Here is a 19,907-nt window from a genome sequence, read left to right as displayed (position 1 = left end):
CGGGCGTGGGGAAGGGGAGCGGTGCGGCGTGGCGCCGGCGATGGGTCACGGCAAGCGCGGCCGGCGCATCGGCAGCGGGCGGGCAAGCGAGCGGCACGTCGCACACGAAGCACGACGCGCCGCTCGGCATCACGCCAGCGCCGCGCGCTGCCGGCGCAGGAACGCCGGGATCGAGCTCACGACGTCCGGCTTGCCCTGGTTGCCCGCGATGTACGGGCTCCACGGCTGCGCGCGCACGGCCGTCTTCGTCTTCCACACGACGTTGAACTGTCCGTCGCCGCGGATCTCGCCGATCATCACCGGCTTGTGCAGGTGATGGTTGCCGTCCATCGAGAGCGTGAAGCCCGACGGGGCGGCCACCGTCTGGCCGATCATCGCGACGCGCACCTTGTCGACGTCGGTGCTCTTCGCTTTCTCGACGGCCTGCTTCCACATATGGATCCCGACGTAGGTGGCTTCCATCGGATCGTTGGTCACGCGCTTCGCGCCGCCCGGCAGGTTGTTCGCCTTTACCCACGCGGCGAACTGGTCCTTGAACTTCGTGTTGGTCGGATTCTTCACCGACATGAAGTAGTTCCACGCGGCGAGATGGCCGACGAGCGGCTTCGTATCGATCCCGCGCAGCTCTTCCTCGCCGACCGAGAACGCGACGACCGGCACGTCGGTCGCCTTGAGCCCCTGGTTGCCGAGTTCCTTGTAGAACGGCACGTTCGAATCGCCGTTGATCGTCGAGATCACGGTCGTCTTGCCGCCCTGCGCGAAGGTCTTGATGTTCGCGACGATGGTCTGGTAATCGCTGTGGCCGAACGGCGTGTAGACCTCCTGAATGTCGGCGTCCTTCACGCCCTTCGATTTCAGGAACGCGCGCAGGATCTTGTTGGTCGTGCGCGGATACACGTAGTCGGTGCCGAGCAGGAAGAAGCGCTTCGCGCCGCCGCCTTCCGCGCTCATCAGGTACTCGACTGCCGGAATCGCCTGCTGGTTCGGCGCGGCGCCCGTGTAGAACACGTTGCGCGACATTTCCTCGCCTTCATACTGCACCGGGTAGTAGAGCAGCCCGTTCAGTTCCTCGAACACCGGCAGTACAGACTTGCGCGACACCGACGTCCAGCAGCCGAACACGCAGGCGACCTTGTCCTGCGTGAGCAGCTGGCGCGCCTTCTCGGCGAACAGCGGCCAGTTCGACGCCGGGTCGACCACCACCGGTTCGAGCTTGCGGCCCATCACGCCGCCGCTCTTGTTGATGTCGGCGATCGTCATCAGCGCGGTGTCCTTCAGCGACGTCTCCGAGATCGCCATCGTGCCCGACAGCGAATGCAGGATGCCGACCTTGATCGGGCCGGTGCCCGCATCGGCCGCGTGCGCGAACGGGCTCTTGCCCGCCAGCGCGAGCGCGCCGGCCATCGAACCGAACTTCAACAGACTGCGACGTTTCATCGGTATCCCCTTGTCGTGTTGGATGCGCGTGCGCCGTGGCGGCGCCGGCCATCGTGTAACGCAAGGCATGTGCCAGTCGCGCGGATGCACGCCCGGCGTGCCTGCGCGGGCCATCGGCGGGCATCGGCGCGGTGCGGATGACGCGCCGTGCAGCATGCGCGGTCCGTTGCGGTGCAGACGCACGGGCGCAAATGGTGCACGGCGGTGCCGCGGCGTCGAAATGCAGGGAAACCGGGGAGGAAAGCGAAACGGGCGCGCGGTGCGCGCCCGTTCGGCGGATCGGTGCGGCCGGCGGCGGCGTGCCGGGCGGCGCGGCGGCGCGCGATGCGCCGCCGGAAGGATCGATCAGTAGCGCGGCACGGACGGATCGACGTCGCGCGACCACGCGTCGATCCCGCCTTGCAGGTTGTACAGCTTCGTGAAGCCGCGCGATTCGAGGAACATCGCGACCTGCGCGCTGCGCATCCCGTGATGGCACACGCAGACGATTTCCGCTTCGTCGTCGAGTTCTTCGCTGCGCGCGGGAATCTGCTGCATCGGAATCGACACGCTGCCGGAGATCTGCGCGGTCGCGATTTCCCACGGCTCGCGCACGTCGAGCACGACGGGCGCGGGGCGCGCGGTGTCGCCGAGCCATTCCGCGAGCATCGCGGGCGTCAGGATCTGCATGGAGGCTCCGCCGCTCAGAACTTGAAGCGCGACGGCTCGATCGCGTTGACGAGGTGGTCGATGTACGTTTCGAACACGTCGGCGACGCGGTACTGCTTGTCGTCGATGCGCGTGATGATCTGCGCCTTCATCACCGGACGGCCGCCGACGAACGCCGACAGGCGGCCGCCGACCTTCAGCTGCTCGAGCATTTCCTGCGGCACGACCGGCAGGCCGCCCGCGACGCAGATCACGTCGTACGGCGCCTTGGCCGCCCAGCCGCGCGAGCCGTCGCCGAGCACGACTTCGGCGTTGGTCACGCCGTCGTTGCGCAGGTTGTCTGCCGCGAACTTCGCGATCGCCGGATCGATCTCGACGGCCGTCACGTGCTGCGCACGATGCGCGAACAGCGCGGCCAGGTAGCCCGAGCCCGCGCCGATCACGAGCACGTTCTCGTGCTTCTTGACCGCCAGCTCCTGCAGCACGCGCGCTTCGACGCGCGGGAACAGCATCTTGCTCGCGCCGCCCGGCAGCGGGAGTTCGAGATCGGCGAACGCGAGATCGCGGTATTGGGCCGGCACGTAGTTTTCACGCTTGACGATCGACAGCAGGCCCAGGACATCCAGATCCAGCACGTCCCACGGACGGATCTGCTGTTCGATCATGTTGAAACGCGCGTTTTCGATATTCATGGTGTGGTCACGCAGCCTGGTCGGCCATCAGCGGGGGTAGAGAAACTTCGTGATTGTACCAAACGGCACGGCCGCGAAGCCTTCAGGCGGCCTGCAACAGACCTTTACCCTTTGCTCTTCTTGATCTGCGCCTCGAACGCGAGGTCGAGCTTGCTCGCCTTGCGCGGTTTTTTAGGGCCAAATTCGTCGACGAACTTGACGAACTCGTCGAGCGGCAGCGGCTCGCAGCGCTTCTCGGCGGTGCCGCCCGAGCGGTCGACGAGATAGAACAGGCCGCCCGCCATCGCGACGGCCGCGAATTGCGGGTTGCCGGAGCGGGTCTTCAGGCGTTCGACCGCGTGGGTCGCTTTGGTGGTGCGCATCTTGGAGGGCAGGCGAAGCGGATGTAAGCCTCACACTCTATCAAACCGGCCGGGCCGGCGCCCGCCCGTGGCCGGCGCGAAGCGCGCGCTAGACCGTGCGCGAGTAGCGCTGCCGCGGCGTCTGGCCGAGGTACGCGTCGAACGCCATCGCGATGTTGCGCACGACCATCCGGCCGGCCGGATGGATCGTCAGCCGGTCGCGCGCGATCGTCAGCAGCCCGTCGCGCTCGAACGGACGCAGCGCGTCCAGCTCGCGCGCGAAATGATCGGCGAAGCGGATGCCGTGCGCGGCCTCGACATGCGAGAACGGCAGTTCGAGGTTGCACATCAGTTGCGTGATCACGTCGCGGCGCAGCCGGTCGTCCGGCGTGAGCCGCACGCCGCGCGCGATCGGCAGCCGGCCCGCGTCGAGCGCGGCGCCGTATGCGGGCAGGTCCTTCGCGTTCTGCGCGTAGACGTCGCCGACCTTGCCGATCGACGACACGCCGAAGCCGATCAGGTCGGTATCCGCGCGCGTGCTGTAGCCCTGGAAATTGCGTTGCAGCGTGCCGTTGCGCTGCGCGCGCACGAGTTCGTCGGACGGCCGCGCGAAGTGGTCCATCCCGATGTACACGTAGCCGGCCGACGTCAGCATGTCGATTGCGAGGCCGAGCAGCGCGATGCGCGTTTCCGGCGGCGGCAGCGTCGCATCGTCGATCTGCCGCTGCATCTTGAACAGATGCGGCATGTGCGCGTAGCCGAACACCGACAGGCGATCGGGCGCGAGCTCGATGATCGTCTCCAGCGTGCGTGCGAACACGGCGATCGTCTGGTGCGGCAGCCCGTAGATCAGGTCGACGCTGACCGAATGGAAGCCCGTCGCCCGTGCGGCTGCGAGCAGGTCCGCCGTCATCGCGCGCGGCTGGATGCGGTTGATCGCCTGCTGCACGAGCGGGTCGAAATCCTGCACGCCGAGGCTCAGCCGGTTGAAGCCGATCGTGCGCAGGTGCACGAGCGTCGCCGGCGTGACCGTGCGCGGATCGATCTCGATCGAGAACTCGGCGTCGGTGTCCGGCGCGAGCGCGAAATGCTCGCGCGTGGCCGCCATCAGCTCGGCCGTTTCGTCGTCGGACAGGAAGGTCGGCGTGCCGCCGCCCCAGTGCAGTTGCGTGACGGGGCGGGACGGATCGAACAGCGCGGCCTGCAGCGCCATTTCGCGCTTGAGCTGGTCGAGATACGGGCGCGCGCGGCGGCGGTTGTTGGTCGCGATCTTGTTGCAGCCGCAGTAGAAGCACGCGGTGTTGCAGAACGGGATGTGGAAGTACAGCGACAGGTCGCTCGACGACGCGCCGGGGTCGCGGGCCGCGCGGACGTAGTCGGCCGGATCGAAATCGTCGCGGAACTGCAGCGCGGTCGGGTACGACGTATAGCGCGGCCCGTTCACGCCGTATTTCGTGAGCAAATCGGGACGGAACATCGGGTCGGCAGAACCAGAACGCATGGCGGTCTCGCGCTTTTTTTAGATGCTTTCGAGTATATGAACCCGCGGTCGGGCTGCATTGTGTAATAACGTCGCAGCGGCGATGGCACAATGCGGGGTGGGGCTGCCGGACGCCGCGTCCGGTTGCCGCACCGTTTTTCGTGTTCGTCGAGAGAGCCGAGTGTCCGTCGAAATGCCTGTCCGCCCGGCGCCCGCCGAAGCCCCGCCGCCGCATGCGTGCCGCGAGGGCTGCGGCGCGTGCTGCATCGCGCCGTCGATTTCCAGCCCGATTCCGGGCATGCCCGACGGCAAGCCGGCGGGCGTGCGCTGCGTGCAACTCGGCGACGACCTGCGCTGCATGATCTTCGGCCGGCCCGAGCGCCCCGCGTGCTGTTCCGGGCTGCAGCCGTCCGCCGACATGTGCGGCGCGTCGCGCGACGACGCGCTCGCGTGGCTCACGCGCCTCGAGGCCGCGACGCGGCCGGCGCATCCAGGAGAGAAATCAGCATGACCGTCCCTCGCGCGCCCGGCCGGCGCCGTTTTTTCGCTGCCGCCATCGGCGCCGTCGGCGTGTGCGTATCGCTTGCCGCGTGCGCGTCGACGTTCCCGTTCATTCCCGACCACTACACGTTCTCGCGCGGCGACGTGCAGAAGGCCGTCGCGCGGAAGTTTCCGTACCAGAAGACGGTCGCCCAGGTTGTCGACGTGTCGCTCGCGAATCCGGCCGTCAACCTGCTGCCCGACCAGAACCGCGTCGCCGTGCAGCTCGACGCGAACTTCGTGAGCCCGTTCCTGCGCGGGCCCGTCAGCGGCAAGTTCACCGTGTCGGGCCAGCTCGCGTACGACGCGCCGAGCCGCTCGGTCGTGCTGAAGGCGCCGGCCGTCGACAGCCTCGCGCTCGACGGCGACGCGCAGATGTACGCGCAGCAGGTCGGCGCGGCCGCCGGCCTGCTCGCGACGCAGCTGCTGACCAACTATCCGATCTACACGTTCAAGCCGGAACAACTGCAATTTGCCGGGGTGAACTACGAACCCGGTACAATTACGATCCTTACAAACGGCATACGCGTGGCGATCGTCGAAAAGTGACGACGGGGCGCGCACGGCCGGGCGGGCCGCGCGCGCAAGAGTGGCCTTTTCTTTCGACCATTTCGGAGTTGGGCCACGGATGGACTGGATCCTGATCTGCAAGGCATTGATCCTCGGCGTCGTCGAGGGGCTGACGGAATTCCTGCCGGTGTCGAGCACCGGTCACCTGATCGTCGCGGGCAGCTTCCTCAATTTCAACGATTCGCACGCGAAGACGTTCGACGTCGTGATCCAGTTCGGCGCGATCCTCGCGGTCTGCTGGGAATACCGGCAGCGGATCGTGTCCGTCGTGTCCGGGCTGCCGAGCCGGCCCGACGCGCAGCGCTTCACGCTGAACGTCGTGATCGCGACGATTCCCGCGATCGCGCTCGGCCTCCTGTTCGAGAAGAAGATCAAGGCTGTGCTGTTCTCGCCGGTGCCCGTCGCGTTCGCGCTCGTCGTGGGCGGCGCGATCATCCTGTGGGCCGAGGCGCGGCAGCGCGAACGCGGCGAGCCGCCGCGCGTGATGTCGGTCGACGCGCTGACGCCGCTCGACGCGCTCAAGGTCGGACTCGCGCAGTGCTTCGCGCTGGTGCCCGGCATGTCGCGCTCGGGCTCGACGATCATCGGCGGGATGCTGTTCGGTCTCGACCGACGCGTGGCCACCGAATTCTCGTTCTTCCTCGCGATTCCGATCATCTTCGGCGCGACGCTCTACGAAACCGTGAAGGACTGGCAGGCGTTCACCGTCGATTCGCTCGGCCTGTTCGCGCTCGGGCTCGTGTCGGCGTTCGTCAGCGCGTTCGTGTGCGTGCGCTGGCTGCTGCGCTACGTCGCGACGCACGATTTCACGGTGTTCGCGTGGTACCGGATCGCGTTCGGGCTGTTCGTGTTGCTAGTGGGTTACAGCGGCTGGCTGAACTGGGCGTGAGGCTGGCGAGCGGTCGATGCGCCGCTCCATGAAAAAATCCCGACCGGCGCGAGACGCCGGTCGGGATTTTTCATTCTGCGCAGGGTGGGACGCTCAGCTTGCGCGCTTGCGGAACACCAGGTCCCACACGCCGTGGCCGAGCCGCAGCCCACGCCGTTCGAACTTCGTCACCGGGCGGTAGTCGGGGCGCGGCGCGTAATCGGCGGCCGTGTTTTCGAGCGTCGGTTCCGCGCCGAGCACTTCCAGCATCTGCTCCGCGTAGTTCTGCCAGTCGGTCGCGCAGTGCAGGTACGCGCCGGGCTTCAGGCGCGATGCGAGATGCGCGACGAGCGGCGGCTGGATCAGCCGGCGCTTGTGGTGACGCGCCTTGTGCCACGGGTCGGGGAAGAAGATGTGCACGCCGTCGAGGCTTTCCGGCGCGATCATGTGCTCGAGCACCTCGACCGCGTCGTGCTGGATGATGCGGATGTTCGTCAGATCCTGCTCGCCGATCAGCTTCAGCAGCGCGCCGACGCCCGGCTCGTGTACCTCGACGCCGAGGAAATCGTCGCCCGGGCGGTGCGCGGCGATTTCCGCGGTCGATGCGCCCATCCCGAAACCGATCTCGAGGATGCGCGGCGCGCTGCGGCCGAAGATCGCGTTCCAGTCCGGCAGTTCCGGCGCATACGGGACGACGAAGCGCGGGCCGAATTCGTCGAGCGCGCGGCGCTGGCCGGTCGACACGCGGCCGGCACGCGTCACGAAGCTGCGGATGCGGCGGCGGTGCAGCGGATTGACTTCGTCGGCGCCTGCGCCGGCTTGGTCGGCTTCGTCGGGAATGGCGTCGTCGTGCGGCGGCAGGCCGGCTTCGTTCGGATCGTCGTGCATCATCGGTACAGAGAAAGGCTCGGTTCGGGCGAGGGCCCGTTGCGCAGCAATGCTGCCGGGCGATTCGGCGCATGGTACAAAAAAGCCGCCTTCGACGAGGCGGCTCATGCGCAGGCTGTCGTGCAGCCGCAAAGTGGAGCGGGCGATGGGAATCGAACCCACGTCATCAGCTTGGGAAGCTGAGGTAATGGCCATTATACGACGCCCGCGGAATTGGCGATTCTACAGGGGTTTGGGTGGGGATGGCAAGCGTCGGATCCTGGCTGCTGGCATCAAAACTGGCATGGCTCGATGCCGGAGCAGTGGCGTCGCTTGCAGCGGTGACGATTCGGGCTCGACAACGCATCAAGATTCCTCGGTTTCTTGATTCCACATTACGTTCTTGGGAGACTCCTGGTGAGGGAGATTATGTTCTGCAGAGGCGAACCTATAAATTTTACGTGACTCGTGAACGCTCAATTGTGCACCCACTATCTGGCACTAAATTTTGTTGAAATTTTTCAGTGATTGAGGCGAGGTGATCGTGCAGCATTGTGCTTGCTAAGAATCACCACGAGCATGTGTGGATAAATTAATCTGCTGCTGGTGGTGATCTCGAATTTATTCGGTGACGTACGCGCGCGCTGCCGCCTCTTTGGGGGTCTTAAAACGAGCAAGATGCGGGAGCTGGATATTCAACTCATCTTTTTGGACAAGCGTGGTATCTAAGAATGCTTGCATGCCATCCTCGCCGCGCCCATGGGCCCAGACAAATAGTTCAATTCCTGCGATGGTGGGTGTGATGAAAAATGCATGGGACGTCGTTTCTATTTTTGATTGTTGCATTTGCTTTGGTCCAGAAAAAACCCAGTGGTCTCCAATAAGTTCTTGTCTGGTTAGGCCGGCTAAGGCATGGGCAATAATTGGCTCTTCTTTTCTTGGGTCGATTGCGGAGAAGGTTTGGGAATAAATGTCGACTGGAATTATTATTTCCATTTCGTGGCGTCCGACGTAGCTGCTCAGGCTCAATTGCTTGCCTTTTGCAAGTTGCCATATCAGATAATAGAAGAGATAATGTAATCTTAATTGGTAGATCGACATGGACTGAACAACTTGTGCGTAGTAAGCGCCGCGGTCATCGAATCCATCTGGGGTGCGCGCCGAAGCTAAAACGCCACCAAAATATTCAGAGAGTAATTCATCTTCGGTAAACCTCCCCTCGTCCATAACATGTTTGAGTACGCGTGGATTGACGCTTCCTGGTTTGTCGAGTTTATTTCCTGCTTTTTTTGTCGCTCTGGAGAATATCGAGGCGATATTTTTCTGCCCTTTTTCGACGATATTTTTCAGTTCTCCACCGAGATATTCTGCTGTGGGGCCCAATAATTTCTCTACTCCATCTTTGCTCAGATAGGCTGTTACTGCGGCAGAAGTTATGGCGATCGGATCTGTCATGGTTTATGTGGTCCAGGGTAAAGTGTTGTTGTGCGTGATGTTGGTCGGTACTGATGTGTCTGATGATCTAAATGTATGTTGCGTCAATTATATTGCTGGTGAGGGGGTGGCAAGGGTTGGCATACATACTACACCGAAGTTGGAGGCGCGGCCCCGGTTTGCCATATTATAAGTGGATAATTTCAGCCTCCCGCGATAGCTCGCATTCGGCTGCTTGGCGTTGCCTTCGTGTACGCGCGAGTACGAAAGATTACGTTCGTCGTTATGAATTAATCCAATGTAGCTTTGCGTCAAGATGAAGGAAAACTTGTTGTGAAGTTTATGGAGTAGTCGGGATAGTCGTCGCATGGACGTTACTCAACACCCCAACGATACCTCGTCGCTGCTCGCCGAAAAGATTGACGATTTGGCTGCCGCGGCGCGTGAAGATTTCGGCGGCAAGCTTTCGCGGGCGGATTTCATCGAAAGTTTGCTGATGCTTCTCGAAGATGTTCCAGGATTCGAGGCGGGCGAGGTGGACGCGAGGACCATCGAATCCGCGTGGGCGACGTACAGCGGTCGTCCGCCCGAATCTTGAGATTTCTGCACTTCTCCAAAGACGCGCGCGCATACCGGGGTAAGCGTGCACACCGGCGCTGTCGAAAATAGACGAGTCGGCGTCGGAAGCATACAAGCCCGGGTAAAGCTTTCGAACTAACGTGACAGGTCTCTCATACGATCATCAGTCTGGAGCCGACATGTCCGATTTCATCACCGTTCTGCGCAAAACCTGCCCGACGCCTGTCCTTGACGCGACCAAATGGAAGCGCATTGGCGGCGATCCGCACACCGTGAACCTCAACGCGTACGTCTCGAAGGACGGTAGCAAGATCATGGGCACCTGGATCTGCACGCCGGGCAAGTTCGAGGTGAATTATGAAAAATGGGAGTACTGTCACTTTCTCGATGGCTACTGCATCATCACGCCGGAAGGTGAGGAGCCGGTGCACCTCAAAGCCGGCGACGTGTTCGTGATCGAACCCGGCATGAAAGGCACGTGGGAAGTGGTGGAGACGGTCCGCAAGTACTTCGTCTTCGCCTGAGCGGGGCGGTCGATTCGACCCGACCCGACCCATGCATACCGTCATCGCCCCGCGTCTTCGCGGTTCACGAAGCCGGAAGGGGCGAGCGAAGATTCCGGCTCAATAAAAGTCACCCGGTTCGGAAGCAGCGCGCCGAGGATGGGCGCGTGCTCGGCGCGCTCCGCTATCCGATCGCCCCCCATGACGAATTCGACGCGCGGTTGTTCTGCGACGACGCGATGACGCTCGCTACCGGTCCTGCACGCTGTCACGCAAACCCCTAAGATGCAGCGATCCGCCCACCGTTTCCGCTGCAGCGCCTGAACCTTCCGCCTGCGCCGGACGCCCCTCCGGAGCCCCGACCATGCGCATCACCGCGATCCACGAACGTGCGATTCCCGTGTCCCGCTATGCCGATCCGGCGATTCCGTCCGGCGGCCTGACGACGAGCGTCGTCGCGGTCGTTACCGACATCGTGCGCGGCGGCCGCCCGGTGACGGGCTACGGCTACGCGTCGATCGGCCGCTTCGCGCAGGGTGGCCTCATCCGCGAACGGTTCGCGCCGCGTCTGCTCGCCGCCGCCGACGCACTCGCCGACGAAGCCGGCACCAACCTCGACCCGTTCCGCGCGTGGCGCGCGATGATGGCCGGCGAGAAGCCGGGCGGGCACGGCGAACGCTGCGTCGCGGTCGGCACGCTCGACATGGCGATCTGGGACGCCGCCGCGAAGATCGCCGACCTGCCGTTGCACGGCTTTCTCGCCGATCGTCTCGAACGCACGCCGCAGTCGCGCGTGCGCGTGTACGCGGGCGGCGGCTACCGCTATCCGCATGACGATCTCGCGCGCCTGTCGGACGAGATGCGCCGGATCGCCGATCTCGGCTACACGCGCGCGAAGATCAAGATCGGCGGCGCGGATCTCGAGCAGGACCGGCGCCGCATCGAAACCGCGGCCGCCCAGCTCGCCAGCCCTGCGCATCTCGCAGTCGACGCGATGAACACGTACGACGCGACGACCGCCCACGAGGCGGCCAACATGCTCGCGCCGTTCGGCCTCTGGTGGTTCGAGGACATCTGCGATCCGCTCGATCTGCCGCTCCAGGCAGACGTGGCCACGCGATACGCGCCGCCGATCGCGGCAGGCGAAGCGCTGTTCTCGCTCGCGGAAGCGAAGCTGCTCGACCGTTACGGCGGCTTGCGCAACGACCGCGACGTACTGGTGTTCGATCCCGTGCACGGCTACGGGCTGCCGGGCTATCTGCAGATCGTCGATCACTTCGTATCGCGCGGCTGGCGGCGCGACGCGTTCTGGCCGCACGGCGGCCACCTGTTCTCGTTGCACGTCGTCGCGGCGCTCGGGCTCGGCGGTGCGGAAGTCAGCCCGTTCGCATTCCATCCGTTCAGCGGACTCGCCGATGGCGAAATCGTCGATGCGGGATACGCGCGCGTGCCGCAAGCGCCGGGCATCGGATTCGAGCTGCATGCCCACGCGCACGACGTATTCCGCGCGGTATCGGGATCGGTGTCGATAGCGGGCCGCTGACGCCTACAGCGCGTCGATCGCGCACCGCGGCATTCCCGCGCTAATCCGGCTGTTGTCCGAGCGCGCCGGTGTGTCGCCGCCGTCCAGGCGTCAGGACGTCTAGGCGCCCAGGCAGCGTCGCAACGTAAAGGCAATGGCGCCGCGCTACACGCCGCCGAGCACGTGCAAGCCGACGAGCAACAGTGCACCGACCGCGATCAACAGCAGCGCATGAACGCGCGTGTACATCACGCACAGCGTCGACACAATCGCGATCGCGCGTGCGGCCCACCCGCCGTCGAGCGCCTGCAGCAGCACGCACACCGACGCGAGGATCATGCCGGCCGCAACCGGACGCAGGCCGGCTTCGAGCGCGATCTGCCAGCGCGCGCCCCGGTGCCGCCGCCATAGATGCGCGACGCCGTAGATCAGGAACGCGGTCGGGCCGAACAGCGCGAGCGTCGCGATCACCGCGCCCCAGAAGCCGGCCACCTGCCAGCCGATCAGCGTCGCCAGCAGCGAGCCGGGGCCCGGCGCCATCCGTGCGATCGCGAAGTCGTTCACGAATTGCGTGGCGCTCATCCAGTGATGCACGTCGACGACTTGCCGCTGGATATCCGCGATGACCGCCTGCCCGCCGCCGATCGTTGCAATCGATAGCGGCGCGAACACGCCGAACAGTGCTGCGTACCGCGCAGATGCGTTCATCGTGCGTCGCTCCCGACCGGCGCGGCGGCCGCGCGACGGTATTCGAGCGCGACGCTCAGCGTGCCGCCGATCAGCACGGTCCACACGAGCGGCCAGTGCAGTACCGCAACCGACACAAAGGTGAGCGTCATGATCGCGAACGGCAGCACGCGGCGCGGCAGCCGGCGCACCGCGGTGACGGCCATCGAGATCGACAGCCCGATCGCCGCGGCCGCCGCCCCGGCGAGCGCGACATGCGTGAGCGGAAAGCGCGTAAGCGTCGAGAACGCGACGCCGAACAGCACGATCAGCACGGCCGGCGGCGCGATGATGCCGGTGAAGCCGGCCACCGCGCCGCGCCATCCGGCGAGCCGGTAGCCGATCCAGATCGCGAGGTTCTTCACGTTGACGCCCGGCAACGCCTGCGACAGCGCGAGACCGTTGAGGAACGCCTCTTCGTCGAGCCAGCGTCGCTCGTGCACGAAGTCGCGCATCATTCGGCCGCTGAGCCCGCCGCCGAAGCTGGTCAGGCCGATCTGCGCGAACGCGACGAACAGCGCGAGGACGCCCGGCGACGGTGCGTCGCCTGCGGGCGGTGCCGAGGGAGTCGGGGCGGAGGGCGAGGGCATCGGGCGGGCGGACACGTGGCGATCGGGCGATCGCCCATGTTAGCAAGCGGTGCCTGTCAGCACGCTGACATCGATTCGGGCGCCTGCGCGACGACACTTTGCAACCGAGCTGACAAGCGCGAATACCAATGCATCGCACGCTACGCGCGCACCACCGTCACACCCGCCGCCTCGATCGGCTTTGTCAGCGCGGCGTCGGTTTCCTTCTCGACGACGACCGTCTGCGCCAGCGAGATGTCACCGATCACGAACTGCGATGCCGCACGCAGCTTCGATTGCGACGCGAGCACGACCGTCTCGGCCGCGCGTTCGGCCAGCGCGCGCTTGATCGCCGCTTCCTCGAAATCGCCGGTGCTCAGGCCGACGACCGGATGCACGCCCGTGACGCCCATGAAATACAGGTCCGCATGAATGCGCGCGATGCCTTCCATCGCCGCCGCGCCGACCGCGACGATCGAGTGCTTGTAGAGCCGGCCGCCGATCAGGATCACGTCGATCGACGGATGCGCGGCCAGCGCGACCGCGACGCTCGGGCTGTGCGTGACGATCGTCGCGCGCAGGTCGGCCGGCAACTGGCTGACGAGCAGCGCGGAGGTCGTGCCGCCATCGACGATCGCCACCTGTCCGGGCGCGATCATCTGCGCGGCTCGCCGCGCGATGCGCCGCTTCTCCGTGGTGTCGAGCGCCTCGCGCTGCGCGAACGGCGCGACGGCCGGCGACGCCGGCAGCGCACCGCCATGCACGCGCTGCAACAGCCCTTCGGCCGCGAGCTCGCGCAGGTCGCGGCGCACCGTGTCTTCGGACACGCCGAATTGCACGCTCAGCTCGGCGGCCAGTACCTGGCCGTCGCGCTCGAGCGCATCGAGGATCGCCTTCTTGCGTTGCGTCGTCAGCATCGTGTTTGCACGAAAATTCTTGAAATTGCACGAATCTGCACGTTACCATGAGCGCCGTCCTTTGTCGAACCGGAGTCTGCAATGGCTGGAATGGCTGCAACGCGGGAGCGGGTGCGCATCGTCGATACGACGGTGCTGTCCGACGACTGGTATGTGCTGCGCAAGGTGACGTTCGATTTCCTGCGCCGCGACGGAACGTGGCAGCGCCTGAGCCGCGAGACCTACGATCGCGGCAACGGCGCGACGATCCTGCTGCGTCATGCCGAGACGGCGACGTGCTGCTGACGCGCCAGTTCCGGATGCCGGCGTACGTGAGCGGACACGACGGCATGCTGCTCGAGGCGGCCGCCGGGCTGCTCGACGACGACACGCCCGAGGCGCGCATCCGCGCGGAGGCCGAGGAGGAGACCGGCTATCGCGTGCGCGGCGTGCGCAAGGTGTTCGAGGCGTTCATGAGCCCGGGTTCCGTGACGGAGAAGCTGCATTTCTTCGTCGGCGAATACGATGCGTCGCTGCGCACCGGCGCGGGCGGCGGCGTCGCGGAAGAGGGCGAGGATCTGGAGGTCGTCGAGATGCCGCTGCAGGCGGCGCTGGACGCGATCGAGCGCGGCGAGATCGTCGACGCGAAGACGATCATGCTGCTGCAGTACGTCGCGCTGCGGGAAACCGCCGGCGCGCGCGCCGCATGACGCCGCGGCTCGTGCTGATCGCCGGCCCGTATCGCAGCGGCACGGACGGCGACCCGGCGCGCATCGCCGCGAACCTGCACCGGCTGGAAGCAGCGGCGCTCGCCGTGTATCGCCGCGGGCACGTGCCGATGATCGGCGAATGGGTGTCGTTGCCGCTCGCGGCCGCGGCCGGCTCGACGCAGGTGGGCGACGCGATCGGCGAGGCGTTCCTGTATCCGGCCGCGCACCGGCTGCTGCGGCGTTGCGATGCGGTACTGCGCATCGATGGCGCGTCGCGCGGGGCGGATGCGGACGTCGCGCTCGCGCGGCAACTCGGCAAGCCGGTCTATTTCGCGGTCGACGAGATGCCGGTTGCGCAGGACGAATCGGCTCACTGAGCAAGCGTAGGCGCCGGGTCGCGGCATCGCCGGTGCGGCGCTTGCGGACGGCGCGCATTCGCATCGCCGGCTGCCGCACGCGCGCAGCGCCACGTCGTTGCGTCGCCGATGCGGCGCGACACCCGAACCGGCGTATGATCGCGACGCCACCCGCGCAACGTTCGACGCCACCGTTTTTCCATCATGCCGCTTTCCGATCCCGCTGATCCCGCCGACTCCGCCGCCGCGCCGCTTCCCGCCGATCTCGTCGCGTCCGCCGTCGCCGCACTCGCGCGCGCCGACGCATTGCTCGTCACGGCCGGCGCGGGCATCGGCGTCGATTCCGGGCTGCCCGATTTTCGCGGTACGGACGGTTTCTGGCGCGCGTATCCGGCGCTGCGCCACGAGCGTTTCGAATTCCACGAGATCGCGTCGCCGCACGCGTTTCGTGCGCGTGCGGCGCTCGCATGGGGCTTCTACGGGCATCGTCTCGCGCTTTACCGCGCGACGACGCCGCATGCGGGCTTCGCGATCCTGCGCCGCTGGATCGATGCGATGCCGAACGGCGGCTTCGTGCTGACGAGCAACGTCGACGGCCAGTTCCAGAAGGCCGGCTTCGATCCGGCGCGCATCGTCGAGATCCACGGTTCGATTCATGCGATGCAGTGCCTGCGCCCGTGCACGGACGACACGTGGGACGCGGCGACATTCGTGCCGGCGGTCGACGAAGCGACGTGCCGCCTCGTTGGCGACATGCCGCGCTGCCCGCACTGCGGCGGTCTCGCGCGACCGAACATCCTGATGTTCGGCGACACCGGCTGGCTCGGTGCGCGCTACGACGCGCAGGAGCGCGCGCTCGAAGACTGGATCGCGCGGGCCGGGCGCGTCGCCGTGGTCGAGATCGGCGCGGGCACCGCGATTCCGACCGTGCGTCTGCTGAGCGAACGGCTCGGCGCCGACGTGATCCGCATCAACACGCGCGACGCGCATGCGCGCCGGGCGGACGTGATCGGGCTGAAGGGCGGTGCGCGGGCGACGTTGAATGCGCTCGACCGCGCGTGGCGCGGCGGCTGAGCCACGCGCCACGAGGCGACCGGCCGGGGCCCGGGTTTACGGCCGCGCGACGAGCGCTTGCACGAGCGCCGGCGCGATCGGCGAACCGAGGCCCGTCACGTAGTCGTAGCCGCCCGCCGCGCTGCAGACGCTGCCGCAATTGCCGTTGGACCCGGTCGTCACGTCGTGGAAGTCGCTGCCGTACGCGGTTTTGCCGACCGCATAGAGCGTGTCGTAGGCGCCGCTCAACGATGTCTTGCCGGCCGCCGTGCGCAGCGAATTCGCGATCGCGACGAGCGCCGCCCATTGCGGCGCACCCGCGCTCGTGCCGCCCACCTGGAACCAGCCGGCCTGCCCCTGATAGGTGACCGAGTCGTACACCGCGAAACCGCTGGACGGATTCGCGTCGTAACTGACGTCGGGCACGCCGCGCTTGCCGGCCACCGGAATCGGCCAGGCGGTCTGGCCGGCCGGCTCGGCCTCGACGCTGCTCACGCCGCCGCCGCTGCCGCTCCACGCCGCCTCGCCGATGTAATTGCCGGCCGTATCCGACGACAGCGTCGTGCCGCCGACGGACACCACGTAAGGCGACGCGGCCGGGTATTCGGTGCCGGTGCCGCTGTCGCCGGACGACGCCACGAACGTGACGCCCGGTACGTTGAAGTGGCTGTCGAAGCCGGTCTCGCTGCTGAATTCGTTGCCGCCGAAACTCATCGACACGACCGACGCGCCGCGCTTGACCGCGACGTCCACCGCGGCCATCAGGTCGTTGAAGCTGGCCGATGCCGCCTCGACGAGCACGATCTTCGCCTTCGGCGCGATCGCATGCACCCATTCGACGTCGAGCGAGATCTCGAGTGACCAGCCTGCATTGGGCTTGGGCCGGGCACCGCGGGCGTACACCTTGGTGAAACAGCCGTTCGACGACGTGCAGGGCGGCAGCGAGAACGCATTGCTGAACACGCCGAGATCGGCTTCGATCTTCGGGTCGTCGTACGCGTCGACAATCGCGACGATCATCCCGTCGCCCTGGTTCGCGATCGTGTCGAATCCGTATGCATGTCGGGTGAGCGCCGGCGTGAGACCGGCGATCGTGGCGGTGCTCGCGCGCGGCTTCGTGTGGAACGGCGGGCGTGCGAATCCTTTCGGCGCGCGGTTGCCTTCGACATAGGACGGCGGCCCGTTGCCGTCGGCGAGCGCGACGCCCGACGCGAGCAGCGATGCGCACAGCGCCGGGATCAACATGGATGACAGGCGGATATTGTTCATTTTTCGAGTCTCCATGTCGATGGAGTGGAGTGGCGAAACAATTCTACGAAATCGACGGCGATAACTACATCGAATATCGGCCGAATACGGGAATGTCTGATAAGGGAAAGTACGTGGAGCCTTGATGGGACAAGCGTTTGCAGGGTTAACCTGCGCGCGGTCGAGCTGCTTTATCGGTTTTAAAAAAGCTGATGAATAATCGGGGGTTCAAAATTGGTTCGTCATGTCGGATGTAATCGTCCGGTAAATATCCACGGCGGCGCGCGGGGGAAATCGTGAAACGCGTCATGCGATCGCGATACGATCCGCCGCCTGCGTGCACGGCCCGTCGGCATTGCCGGCGCGGCGCGATTCCGCATACAGTTCAGCGTAGCCGCGTGCGCGGCGTCGTCCGTGAGGGGTGCCCTTGTTCTATTCGATCGTCGCGATCTTCGTCGGCGCCGGCCTCGGCGCGTTGCTGCGCTGGTTCCTGAGCCTCGCGCTCAACGCGTTCTTTCCCGCGGTGCCGCTCGGCACGCTCGCGTCGAACCTGCTCGGCGGCTACGTGATCGGCGTGGCCGCCGTCGTGTTCACCGTTCGCGTCGGGTTGCCGCCCGAGTGGCGGCTGTTCGTGATCACGGGCTTTCTCGGCGGCCTCACGACGTTCTCGACCTATTCGGTCGAAGTGATGACGCACGCGCTCGACGGCGAATTCGGATGGGCGTTGGCGGTGGCTGTCCTACACTTGACTGGATCGTTCGCGCTGACGGCGCTCGGCATGTGGACCGCGCGCGCGTGGCTCGCGGCGGCCTGAACGGGCTGCCATCGGAGGGAGCGATGGACAGGGTCTTGTTGCGCTTCTACGTGCACGAGCAGCATCGGTTGCACTGGAAGCCGCTGTGGGAATGGCTGTTGGACGAGGCGAACCGGATGGGCGTCGCGGGCGGTTCCGCGTTTCGCGCGATGGCCGGTTTCGGCCAGCATCGCGTGCTGCACGAGGATCGTTTTTTCGAACTGCAGGGTTCGCTTGCGATCGAGGTCGAATTCATCGTCACCGAGGACGAGGCGCAGCGGCTGCTCGAGCGGTTGTCGCACGAGAAAGTGCGCGTGTGCTACGCGATGATGCCCGTGCAGTTCGGCGTGATCGACACGCTCGGCGCACCGCCGGCGCAGGGGCCGGCGGCGTAGGCGTCGCGCCGGATCAGATGCCGAACATCGTCAGCGACACGGCGGCGCGTGTGACGACCATCAGCAGCACCTGCACGATCACGAACAGCAGGATCGGCGACAGGTCGATGCCGCCGAGGTTCGGAATCACGCGGCGCAGCGGGTTCAGGAACGGCGCGGTGAGCTGGTAGAGGATCGGCATCGCCGGCGAGCGCGGGTTGAGCCACGACAGCAGCGCCATCAGGATCGTCATCCAGATCACGAGGTTGAGCGCCCATTTCACGACGGTGAGCAGCGCGACCACGACGAGCGTCGCGATCACGGCGGCCGGATCGAAGCCGGCCATCACGACCATCAGCACGACATAGACGAGCGCGGTGAGCAGCGCGGCGACGACGCTGGCCCAGTCGATGCCGCGTACGCCCGCGATCACGCGGCGCAGCGGCAGCACGAGCCAGTTGGTCGCCTGCAGCACGGCTTGCGTGACGGGGTTGTACGGCGGCACGCGGACGGCCTGCATCCAGACGCGCAGAATCAGCGCGGCGCCGAATAGCGTGAAGACGGTATTGAGCAGAAAACGGGCGATCTCGCCGAACATCGTTGGCATCCTTTTTATACAGTCAGTAGCGTGCGGCCGCCAACGCCGGTTGGCGGCGCATCGGCCGACACCTTATCACGCCTCGTCTCGCGACGGGGAGGGGGGCGTGGTCGCGCGCGCGAGGGACTTTTCAACGGCTTCGGCCAGCGCCGGCAGCGACGCCGGCGGCGCCGCGCGTTTTGCCGCGAGCGCGACCGCGCGGCGCGTCAGCAGCGCGTACAGCATCGCGTGATCGCCGCCGCGCGCTTCGAGCAGCGCGAGCTGGCGCTCGACGATGGCCGTGTCGCCGCGCGATACCGGCCCGGCCAGCGCATTCGCGAGCCCCTTGTCGCGCGCGGTCTCGATCGTGCCGGCGAGCATCGGCAGCAGCGCGCGCAGCGCGGCGTCCTCGTCGAAACCAAGGCCGCGCCACAGCTCGACCGCTTCCGACAGCCCGCACAGCGCGAAGCTCGCCGCGTAGTGGGCGGCCGCGTGATACAGCATCCGGCCGCCGGCCGGAATCGACAGCGGATGACAGCCGAGTGCGGCGGCAAGTCGCAGCAGCGTCGCGTGCAGCGCACCGTCCGCTTCGATCGTGACCGAGCAGCCGTCGATGCGCGCGAGGTCGGCGTCGCTGCCGCCGAACAGATAGAGCGGATGGAAGCCGCCGGTGGCCGCGCCTTGTTGCTTTGCCGGATCGAGCAGCGCGACCGGCGATGCGCCGCTGCAATGGACGACCGCCTGGCCGGCGGCGCGCGATGCGTCGAAGCGCAGCGCCGCGGCGCTCGACGCGAGATGATCGTCGGGCATCGTCACGAAGATCAGGTCGGCGGCGTCGACCACCTGCTGCGGGGTGGCGACCGCGCGGCAGCCGTCGATGCGCGCGGCGAGGCCGGCGGCCGACGCGGGTGTGCGGCTCGCGATCGCGACGATGGGGAAGCCGGCCTGCGCGAAACGCTGCGCGACACAGCGCGCGAGGCGGCCGGCGCCGATGAAGCCGAGGCGGGGTGTGTCGGGAAGCGGCATGGCGGCGGATGTAAGCAAAAACGAAGCAGCCGCCAGTATCGCAGGAATGACGACCGTTTCGCGGAAGACCGGCCGCGGGGCTGCCGCGTGTATGAATT

23 protein-coding genes, 1 tRNA gene and 1 pseudogene are annotated in these 19,907 nt (G+C 66.3%); 11 read left to right on the top strand and 14 right to left on the bottom strand.

All coding sequences use genetic code 11. The features are described 5' to 3' along the window. Positions 1–129: 129 nt before the first annotated feature. From urtA to hemN, 5 genes are all read right to left on the bottom strand, one after another. Entirely contained in the window at positions 130–1,437 is a 1,308-nt protein-coding gene (gene urtA, locus A9Z05_RS29405; protein ID WP_069621162.1) for an urea ABC transporter substrate-binding protein, read from the bottom strand. A gap of 345 nt (positions 1,438–1,782) precedes the next feature. Continuing rightward, positions 1,783–2,106 (bottom strand): rhodanese-like domain-containing protein, encoded by a 324-nt coding sequence (locus tag A9Z05_RS29400; RefSeq protein WP_069621161.1) that lies wholly within the window; start codon positions 2,104–2,106, stop codon positions 1,783–1,785. A 14-nt stretch (positions 2,107–2,120) separates the two neighbouring features. Beyond that, entirely contained in the window at positions 2,121–2,777 is a 657-nt protein-coding gene (locus tag A9Z05_RS29395) for a protein-L-isoaspartate O-methyltransferase (protein WP_069621160.1), read from the bottom strand. Positions 2,778–2,881: 104 nt separating this feature from the next. Next, positions 2,882–3,139 carry a hypothetical protein gene (locus tag A9Z05_RS29390; RefSeq protein ID WP_006488573.1) on the bottom strand — a complete coding sequence of 86 codons (258 nt, stop codon included), beginning with the start codon at positions 3,137–3,139 and terminating at the stop codon, positions 2,882–2,884. Positions 3,140–3,227: 88 nt separating this feature from the next. Then, positions 3,228–4,619, bottom strand: a complete 1,392-nt coding sequence (gene hemN / locus A9Z05_RS29385; protein WP_069621159.1) for an oxygen-independent coproporphyrinogen III oxidase — start codon at positions 4,617–4,619, stop codon at positions 3,228–3,230. 172 nt (positions 4,620–4,791) lie between these two features. Between hemN and A9Z05_RS29380 the strand changes: the two genes are divergently transcribed. The 3 genes from A9Z05_RS29380 (at position 4,792) to A9Z05_RS29370 (ending at position 6,597) form a co-directional block, all read left to right on the top strand. Beyond that, entirely contained in the window at positions 4,792–5,109 is a 318-nt protein-coding gene (locus A9Z05_RS29380; RefSeq protein WP_069621223.1) for a YkgJ family cysteine cluster protein, read from the top strand. Beyond that, positions 5,106–5,687: a DUF1439 domain-containing protein gene (locus A9Z05_RS29375; RefSeq protein ID WP_069621158.1), complete on the top strand. Its 582-nt coding sequence runs from the start codon at positions 5,106–5,108 to the stop codon at positions 5,685–5,687. The genes A9Z05_RS29380 and A9Z05_RS29375 overlap by 4 nt, the downstream gene beginning before the upstream one ends. 79 nt (positions 5,688–5,766) lie before the next feature. Next, a complete protein-coding gene (locus A9Z05_RS29370) occupies positions 5,767–6,597 on the top strand; it encodes an undecaprenyl-diphosphate phosphatase (protein ID WP_050011636.1) in 831 nt (276 codons plus the stop codon). A gap of 93 nt (positions 6,598–6,690) precedes the next feature. Here A9Z05_RS29370 and trmB read toward each other — a convergent pair whose 3' ends face one another. The 3 genes from trmB to A9Z05_RS36575 all read right to left on the bottom strand — a co-directional run bounded on the left by trmB (position 6,691) and on the right by A9Z05_RS36575 (position 8,898). Beyond that, the gene (gene trmB, locus A9Z05_RS29365) at positions 6,691–7,467 is read right to left on the bottom strand and encodes a tRNA (guanosine(46)-N7)-methyltransferase TrmB (RefSeq protein WP_069621157.1); all 777 of its coding nucleotides are present in this window, start codon (positions 7,465–7,467) and stop codon (positions 6,691–6,693) included. A gap of 131 nt (positions 7,468–7,598) precedes the next feature. Beyond that, positions 7,599–7,673: transfer RNA gene (locus A9Z05_RS29360), tRNA-Gly, on the bottom strand. Positions 7,674–8,064: 391 nt separating this feature from the next. Beyond that, entirely contained in the window at positions 8,065–8,898 is an 834-nt protein-coding gene (locus tag A9Z05_RS36575) for a hypothetical protein (protein WP_141723504.1), read from the bottom strand. Positions 8,899–9,244: 346 nt separating this feature from the next. On the opposite strand from A9Z05_RS36575, the gene A9Z05_RS29355 reads away from it, so the two are divergent. From A9Z05_RS29355 to A9Z05_RS29345, 3 genes are all read left to right on the top strand, one after another. Beyond that, positions 9,245–9,475, top strand: coding sequence for a hypothetical protein (locus tag A9Z05_RS29355; RefSeq protein WP_069621156.1), 231 nt, complete (start codon positions 9,245–9,247; stop codon positions 9,473–9,475). Positions 9,476–9,635: 160 nt separating this feature from the next. Then, positions 9,636–9,980, top strand: a complete 345-nt coding sequence (locus A9Z05_RS29350) for a cupin domain-containing protein (RefSeq protein WP_027783759.1) — start codon at positions 9,636–9,638, stop codon at positions 9,978–9,980. A gap of 343 nt (positions 9,981–10,323) precedes the next feature. Continuing rightward, on the top strand, positions 10,324–11,502 hold the full coding sequence (locus A9Z05_RS29345) for an enolase C-terminal domain-like protein (protein WP_069621155.1): 1,179 nt from the start codon (positions 10,324–10,326) through the stop codon (positions 11,500–11,502). Between the two features lie 144 nt (positions 11,503–11,646). Here A9Z05_RS29345 and A9Z05_RS29340 read toward each other — a convergent pair whose 3' ends face one another. The 3 genes from A9Z05_RS29340 to A9Z05_RS29330 form a co-directional block, all read right to left on the bottom strand. Next, positions 11,647–12,189: a chromate transporter gene (locus A9Z05_RS29340; protein ID WP_069621154.1), complete on the bottom strand. Its 543-nt coding sequence runs from the start codon at positions 12,187–12,189 to the stop codon at positions 11,647–11,649. Beyond that, positions 12,186–12,797 carry a chromate transporter gene (locus A9Z05_RS29335; RefSeq protein WP_069621153.1) on the bottom strand — a complete coding sequence of 204 codons (612 nt, stop codon included), beginning with the start codon at positions 12,795–12,797 and terminating at the stop codon, positions 12,186–12,188. Before A9Z05_RS29335 ends, A9Z05_RS29340 begins: the two co-directional genes overlap by 4 nt. Before the next feature lie 140 nt (positions 12,798–12,937). Further along, the gene (locus tag A9Z05_RS29330) at positions 12,938–13,693 is read right to left on the bottom strand and encodes a DeoR/GlpR family DNA-binding transcription regulator (RefSeq protein ID WP_069621152.1); all 756 of its coding nucleotides are present in this window, start codon (positions 13,691–13,693) and stop codon (positions 12,938–12,940) included. Positions 13,694–13,783: 90 nt separating this feature from the next. On the opposite strand from A9Z05_RS29330, the pseudogene A9Z05_RS29325 reads away from it, so the two are divergent. The 3 genes and pseudogenes from A9Z05_RS29325 (at position 13,784) to A9Z05_RS29315 (ending at position 15,812) form a co-directional block, all read left to right on the top strand. After that, a pseudogene (locus A9Z05_RS29325) lies at positions 13,784–14,382 on the top strand (NUDIX domain-containing protein). After that, positions 14,379–14,759: a DUF4406 domain-containing protein gene (locus A9Z05_RS29320; RefSeq protein ID WP_069621151.1), complete on the top strand. Its 381-nt coding sequence runs from the start codon at positions 14,379–14,381 to the stop codon at positions 14,757–14,759. The pseudogene A9Z05_RS29325 and the gene A9Z05_RS29320 overlap by 4 nt, the downstream one beginning before the upstream one ends. Positions 14,760–14,942: 183 nt before the next feature. Beyond that, on the top strand, positions 14,943–15,812 hold the full coding sequence (locus A9Z05_RS29315) for a Sir2 family NAD-dependent protein deacetylase (protein ID WP_069621150.1): 870 nt from the start codon (positions 14,943–14,945) through the stop codon (positions 15,810–15,812). A gap of 36 nt (positions 15,813–15,848) precedes the next feature. Here A9Z05_RS29315 and A9Z05_RS29310 read toward each other — a convergent pair whose 3' ends face one another. After that, the gene (locus tag A9Z05_RS29310; RefSeq protein WP_069621149.1) at positions 15,849–17,060 is read right to left on the bottom strand and encodes a S53 family peptidase; all 1,212 of its coding nucleotides are present in this window, start codon (positions 17,058–17,060) and stop codon (positions 15,849–15,851) included. Positions 17,061–17,466: 406 nt separating this feature from the next. On the opposite strand from A9Z05_RS29310, the gene crcB reads away from it, so the two are divergent. Continuing rightward, positions 17,467–17,853 (top strand): fluoride efflux transporter CrcB, encoded by a 387-nt coding sequence (crcB, locus tag A9Z05_RS29305; RefSeq protein WP_069621148.1) that lies wholly within the window; start codon positions 17,467–17,469, stop codon positions 17,851–17,853. A gap of 23 nt (positions 17,854–17,876) precedes the next feature. Then, complete coding sequence (locus tag A9Z05_RS29300; protein ID WP_069621222.1) at positions 17,877–18,227, top strand: DUF190 domain-containing protein; 351 nt, start codon at positions 17,877–17,879, stop codon at positions 18,225–18,227. Positions 18,228–18,240: 13 nt separating this feature from the next. Here the strand turns inward: A9Z05_RS29300 and A9Z05_RS29295 are convergent, their stop codons facing one another. Then, positions 18,241–18,804: a YggT family protein gene (locus A9Z05_RS29295; protein WP_069621147.1), complete on the bottom strand. Its 564-nt coding sequence runs from the start codon at positions 18,802–18,804 to the stop codon at positions 18,241–18,243. A 75-nt stretch (positions 18,805–18,879) separates the two neighbouring features. Continuing rightward, positions 18,880–19,809 carry a Rossmann-like and DUF2520 domain-containing protein gene (locus A9Z05_RS29290; protein WP_069621146.1) on the bottom strand — a complete coding sequence of 310 codons (930 nt, stop codon included), beginning with the start codon at positions 19,807–19,809 and terminating at the stop codon, positions 18,880–18,882. Positions 19,810–19,907: the final 98 nt, after the last annotated feature.

The organism is Burkholderia sp. A2 (assembly GCF_001729305.1).
In the GTDB taxonomy this organism is placed as follows: domain Bacteria; phylum Pseudomonadota; class Gammaproteobacteria; order Burkholderiales; family Burkholderiaceae; genus Burkholderia; species Burkholderia sola.
This window is presented reverse-complemented; position numbering and strand designations above follow the sequence as displayed.

Coding starts and splice junctions, on each gene's coding strand:
- A9Z05_RS29330 (WP_069621152.1), bottom strand. CDS start 13,693: ATGCTGACGACGCAACGCAAGAAGGCGATCCTCGATGCGCTCGAGCGC.
- A9Z05_RS29290 (WP_069621146.1), bottom strand. CDS start 19,809: ATGCCGCTTCCCGACACACCCCGCCTCGGCTTCATCGGCGCCGGCCGC.
- A9Z05_RS29355 (WP_069621156.1), top strand. CDS start 9,245: ATGGACGTTACTCAACACCCCAACGATACCTCGTCGCTGCTCGCCGAA.
- A9Z05_RS29315 (WP_069621150.1), top strand. CDS start 14,943: ATGCCGCTTTCCGATCCCGCTGATCCCGCCGACTCCGCCGCCGCGCCG.
- A9Z05_RS29340 (WP_069621154.1), bottom strand. CDS start 12,189: ATGAACGCATCTGCGCGGTACGCAGCACTGTTCGGCGTGTTCGCGCCG.
- A9Z05_RS29380 (WP_069621223.1), top strand. CDS start 4,792: ATGCCTGTCCGCCCGGCGCCCGCCGAAGCCCCGCCGCCGCATGCGTGC.
- A9Z05_RS29310 (WP_069621149.1), bottom strand. CDS start 17,060: ATGAACAATATCCGCCTGTCATCCATGTTGATCCCGGCGCTGTGCGCA.
- hemN (WP_069621159.1), bottom strand. CDS start 4,619: ATGCGTTCTGGTTCTGCCGACCCGATGTTCCGTCCCGATTTGCTCACG.
- urtA (WP_069621162.1), bottom strand. CDS start 1,437: ATGAAACGTCGCAGTCTGTTGAAGTTCGGTTCGATGGCCGGCGCGCTC.
- A9Z05_RS29350 (WP_027783759.1), top strand. CDS start 9,636: ATGTCCGATTTCATCACCGTTCTGCGCAAAACCTGCCCGACGCCTGTC.
- A9Z05_RS29375 (WP_069621158.1), top strand. CDS start 5,106: ATGACCGTCCCTCGCGCGCCCGGCCGGCGCCGTTTTTTCGCTGCCGCC.
- trmB (WP_069621157.1), bottom strand. CDS start 7,467: ATGATGCACGACGATCCGAACGAAGCCGGCCTGCCGCCGCACGACGAC.
- A9Z05_RS29395 (WP_069621160.1), bottom strand. CDS start 2,777: ATGAATATCGAAAACGCGCGTTTCAACATGATCGAACAGCAGATCCGT.
- A9Z05_RS29345 (WP_069621155.1), top strand. CDS start 10,324: ATGCGCATCACCGCGATCCACGAACGTGCGATTCCCGTGTCCCGCTAT.
- A9Z05_RS29370 (WP_050011636.1), top strand. CDS start 5,767: ATGGACTGGATCCTGATCTGCAAGGCATTGATCCTCGGCGTCGTCGAG.
- A9Z05_RS29320 (WP_069621151.1), top strand. CDS start 14,379: ATGACGCCGCGGCTCGTGCTGATCGCCGGCCCGTATCGCAGCGGCACG.
- A9Z05_RS29300 (WP_069621222.1), top strand. CDS start 17,877: ATGGACAGGGTCTTGTTGCGCTTCTACGTGCACGAGCAGCATCGGTTG.
- A9Z05_RS36575 (WP_141723504.1), bottom strand. CDS start 8,898: ATGACAGATCCGATCGCCATAACTTCTGCCGCAGTAACAGCCTATCTG.
- A9Z05_RS29390 (WP_006488573.1), bottom strand. CDS start 3,139: ATGCGCACCACCAAAGCGACCCACGCGGTCGAACGCCTGAAGACCCGC.
- A9Z05_RS29335 (WP_069621153.1), bottom strand. CDS start 12,797: ATGCCCTCGCCCTCCGCCCCGACTCCCTCGGCACCGCCCGCAGGCGAC.
- A9Z05_RS29400 (WP_069621161.1), bottom strand. CDS start 2,106: ATGCAGATCCTGACGCCCGCGATGCTCGCGGAATGGCTCGGCGACACC.
- A9Z05_RS29295 (WP_069621147.1), bottom strand. CDS start 18,804: ATGTTCGGCGAGATCGCCCGTTTTCTGCTCAATACCGTCTTCACGCTA.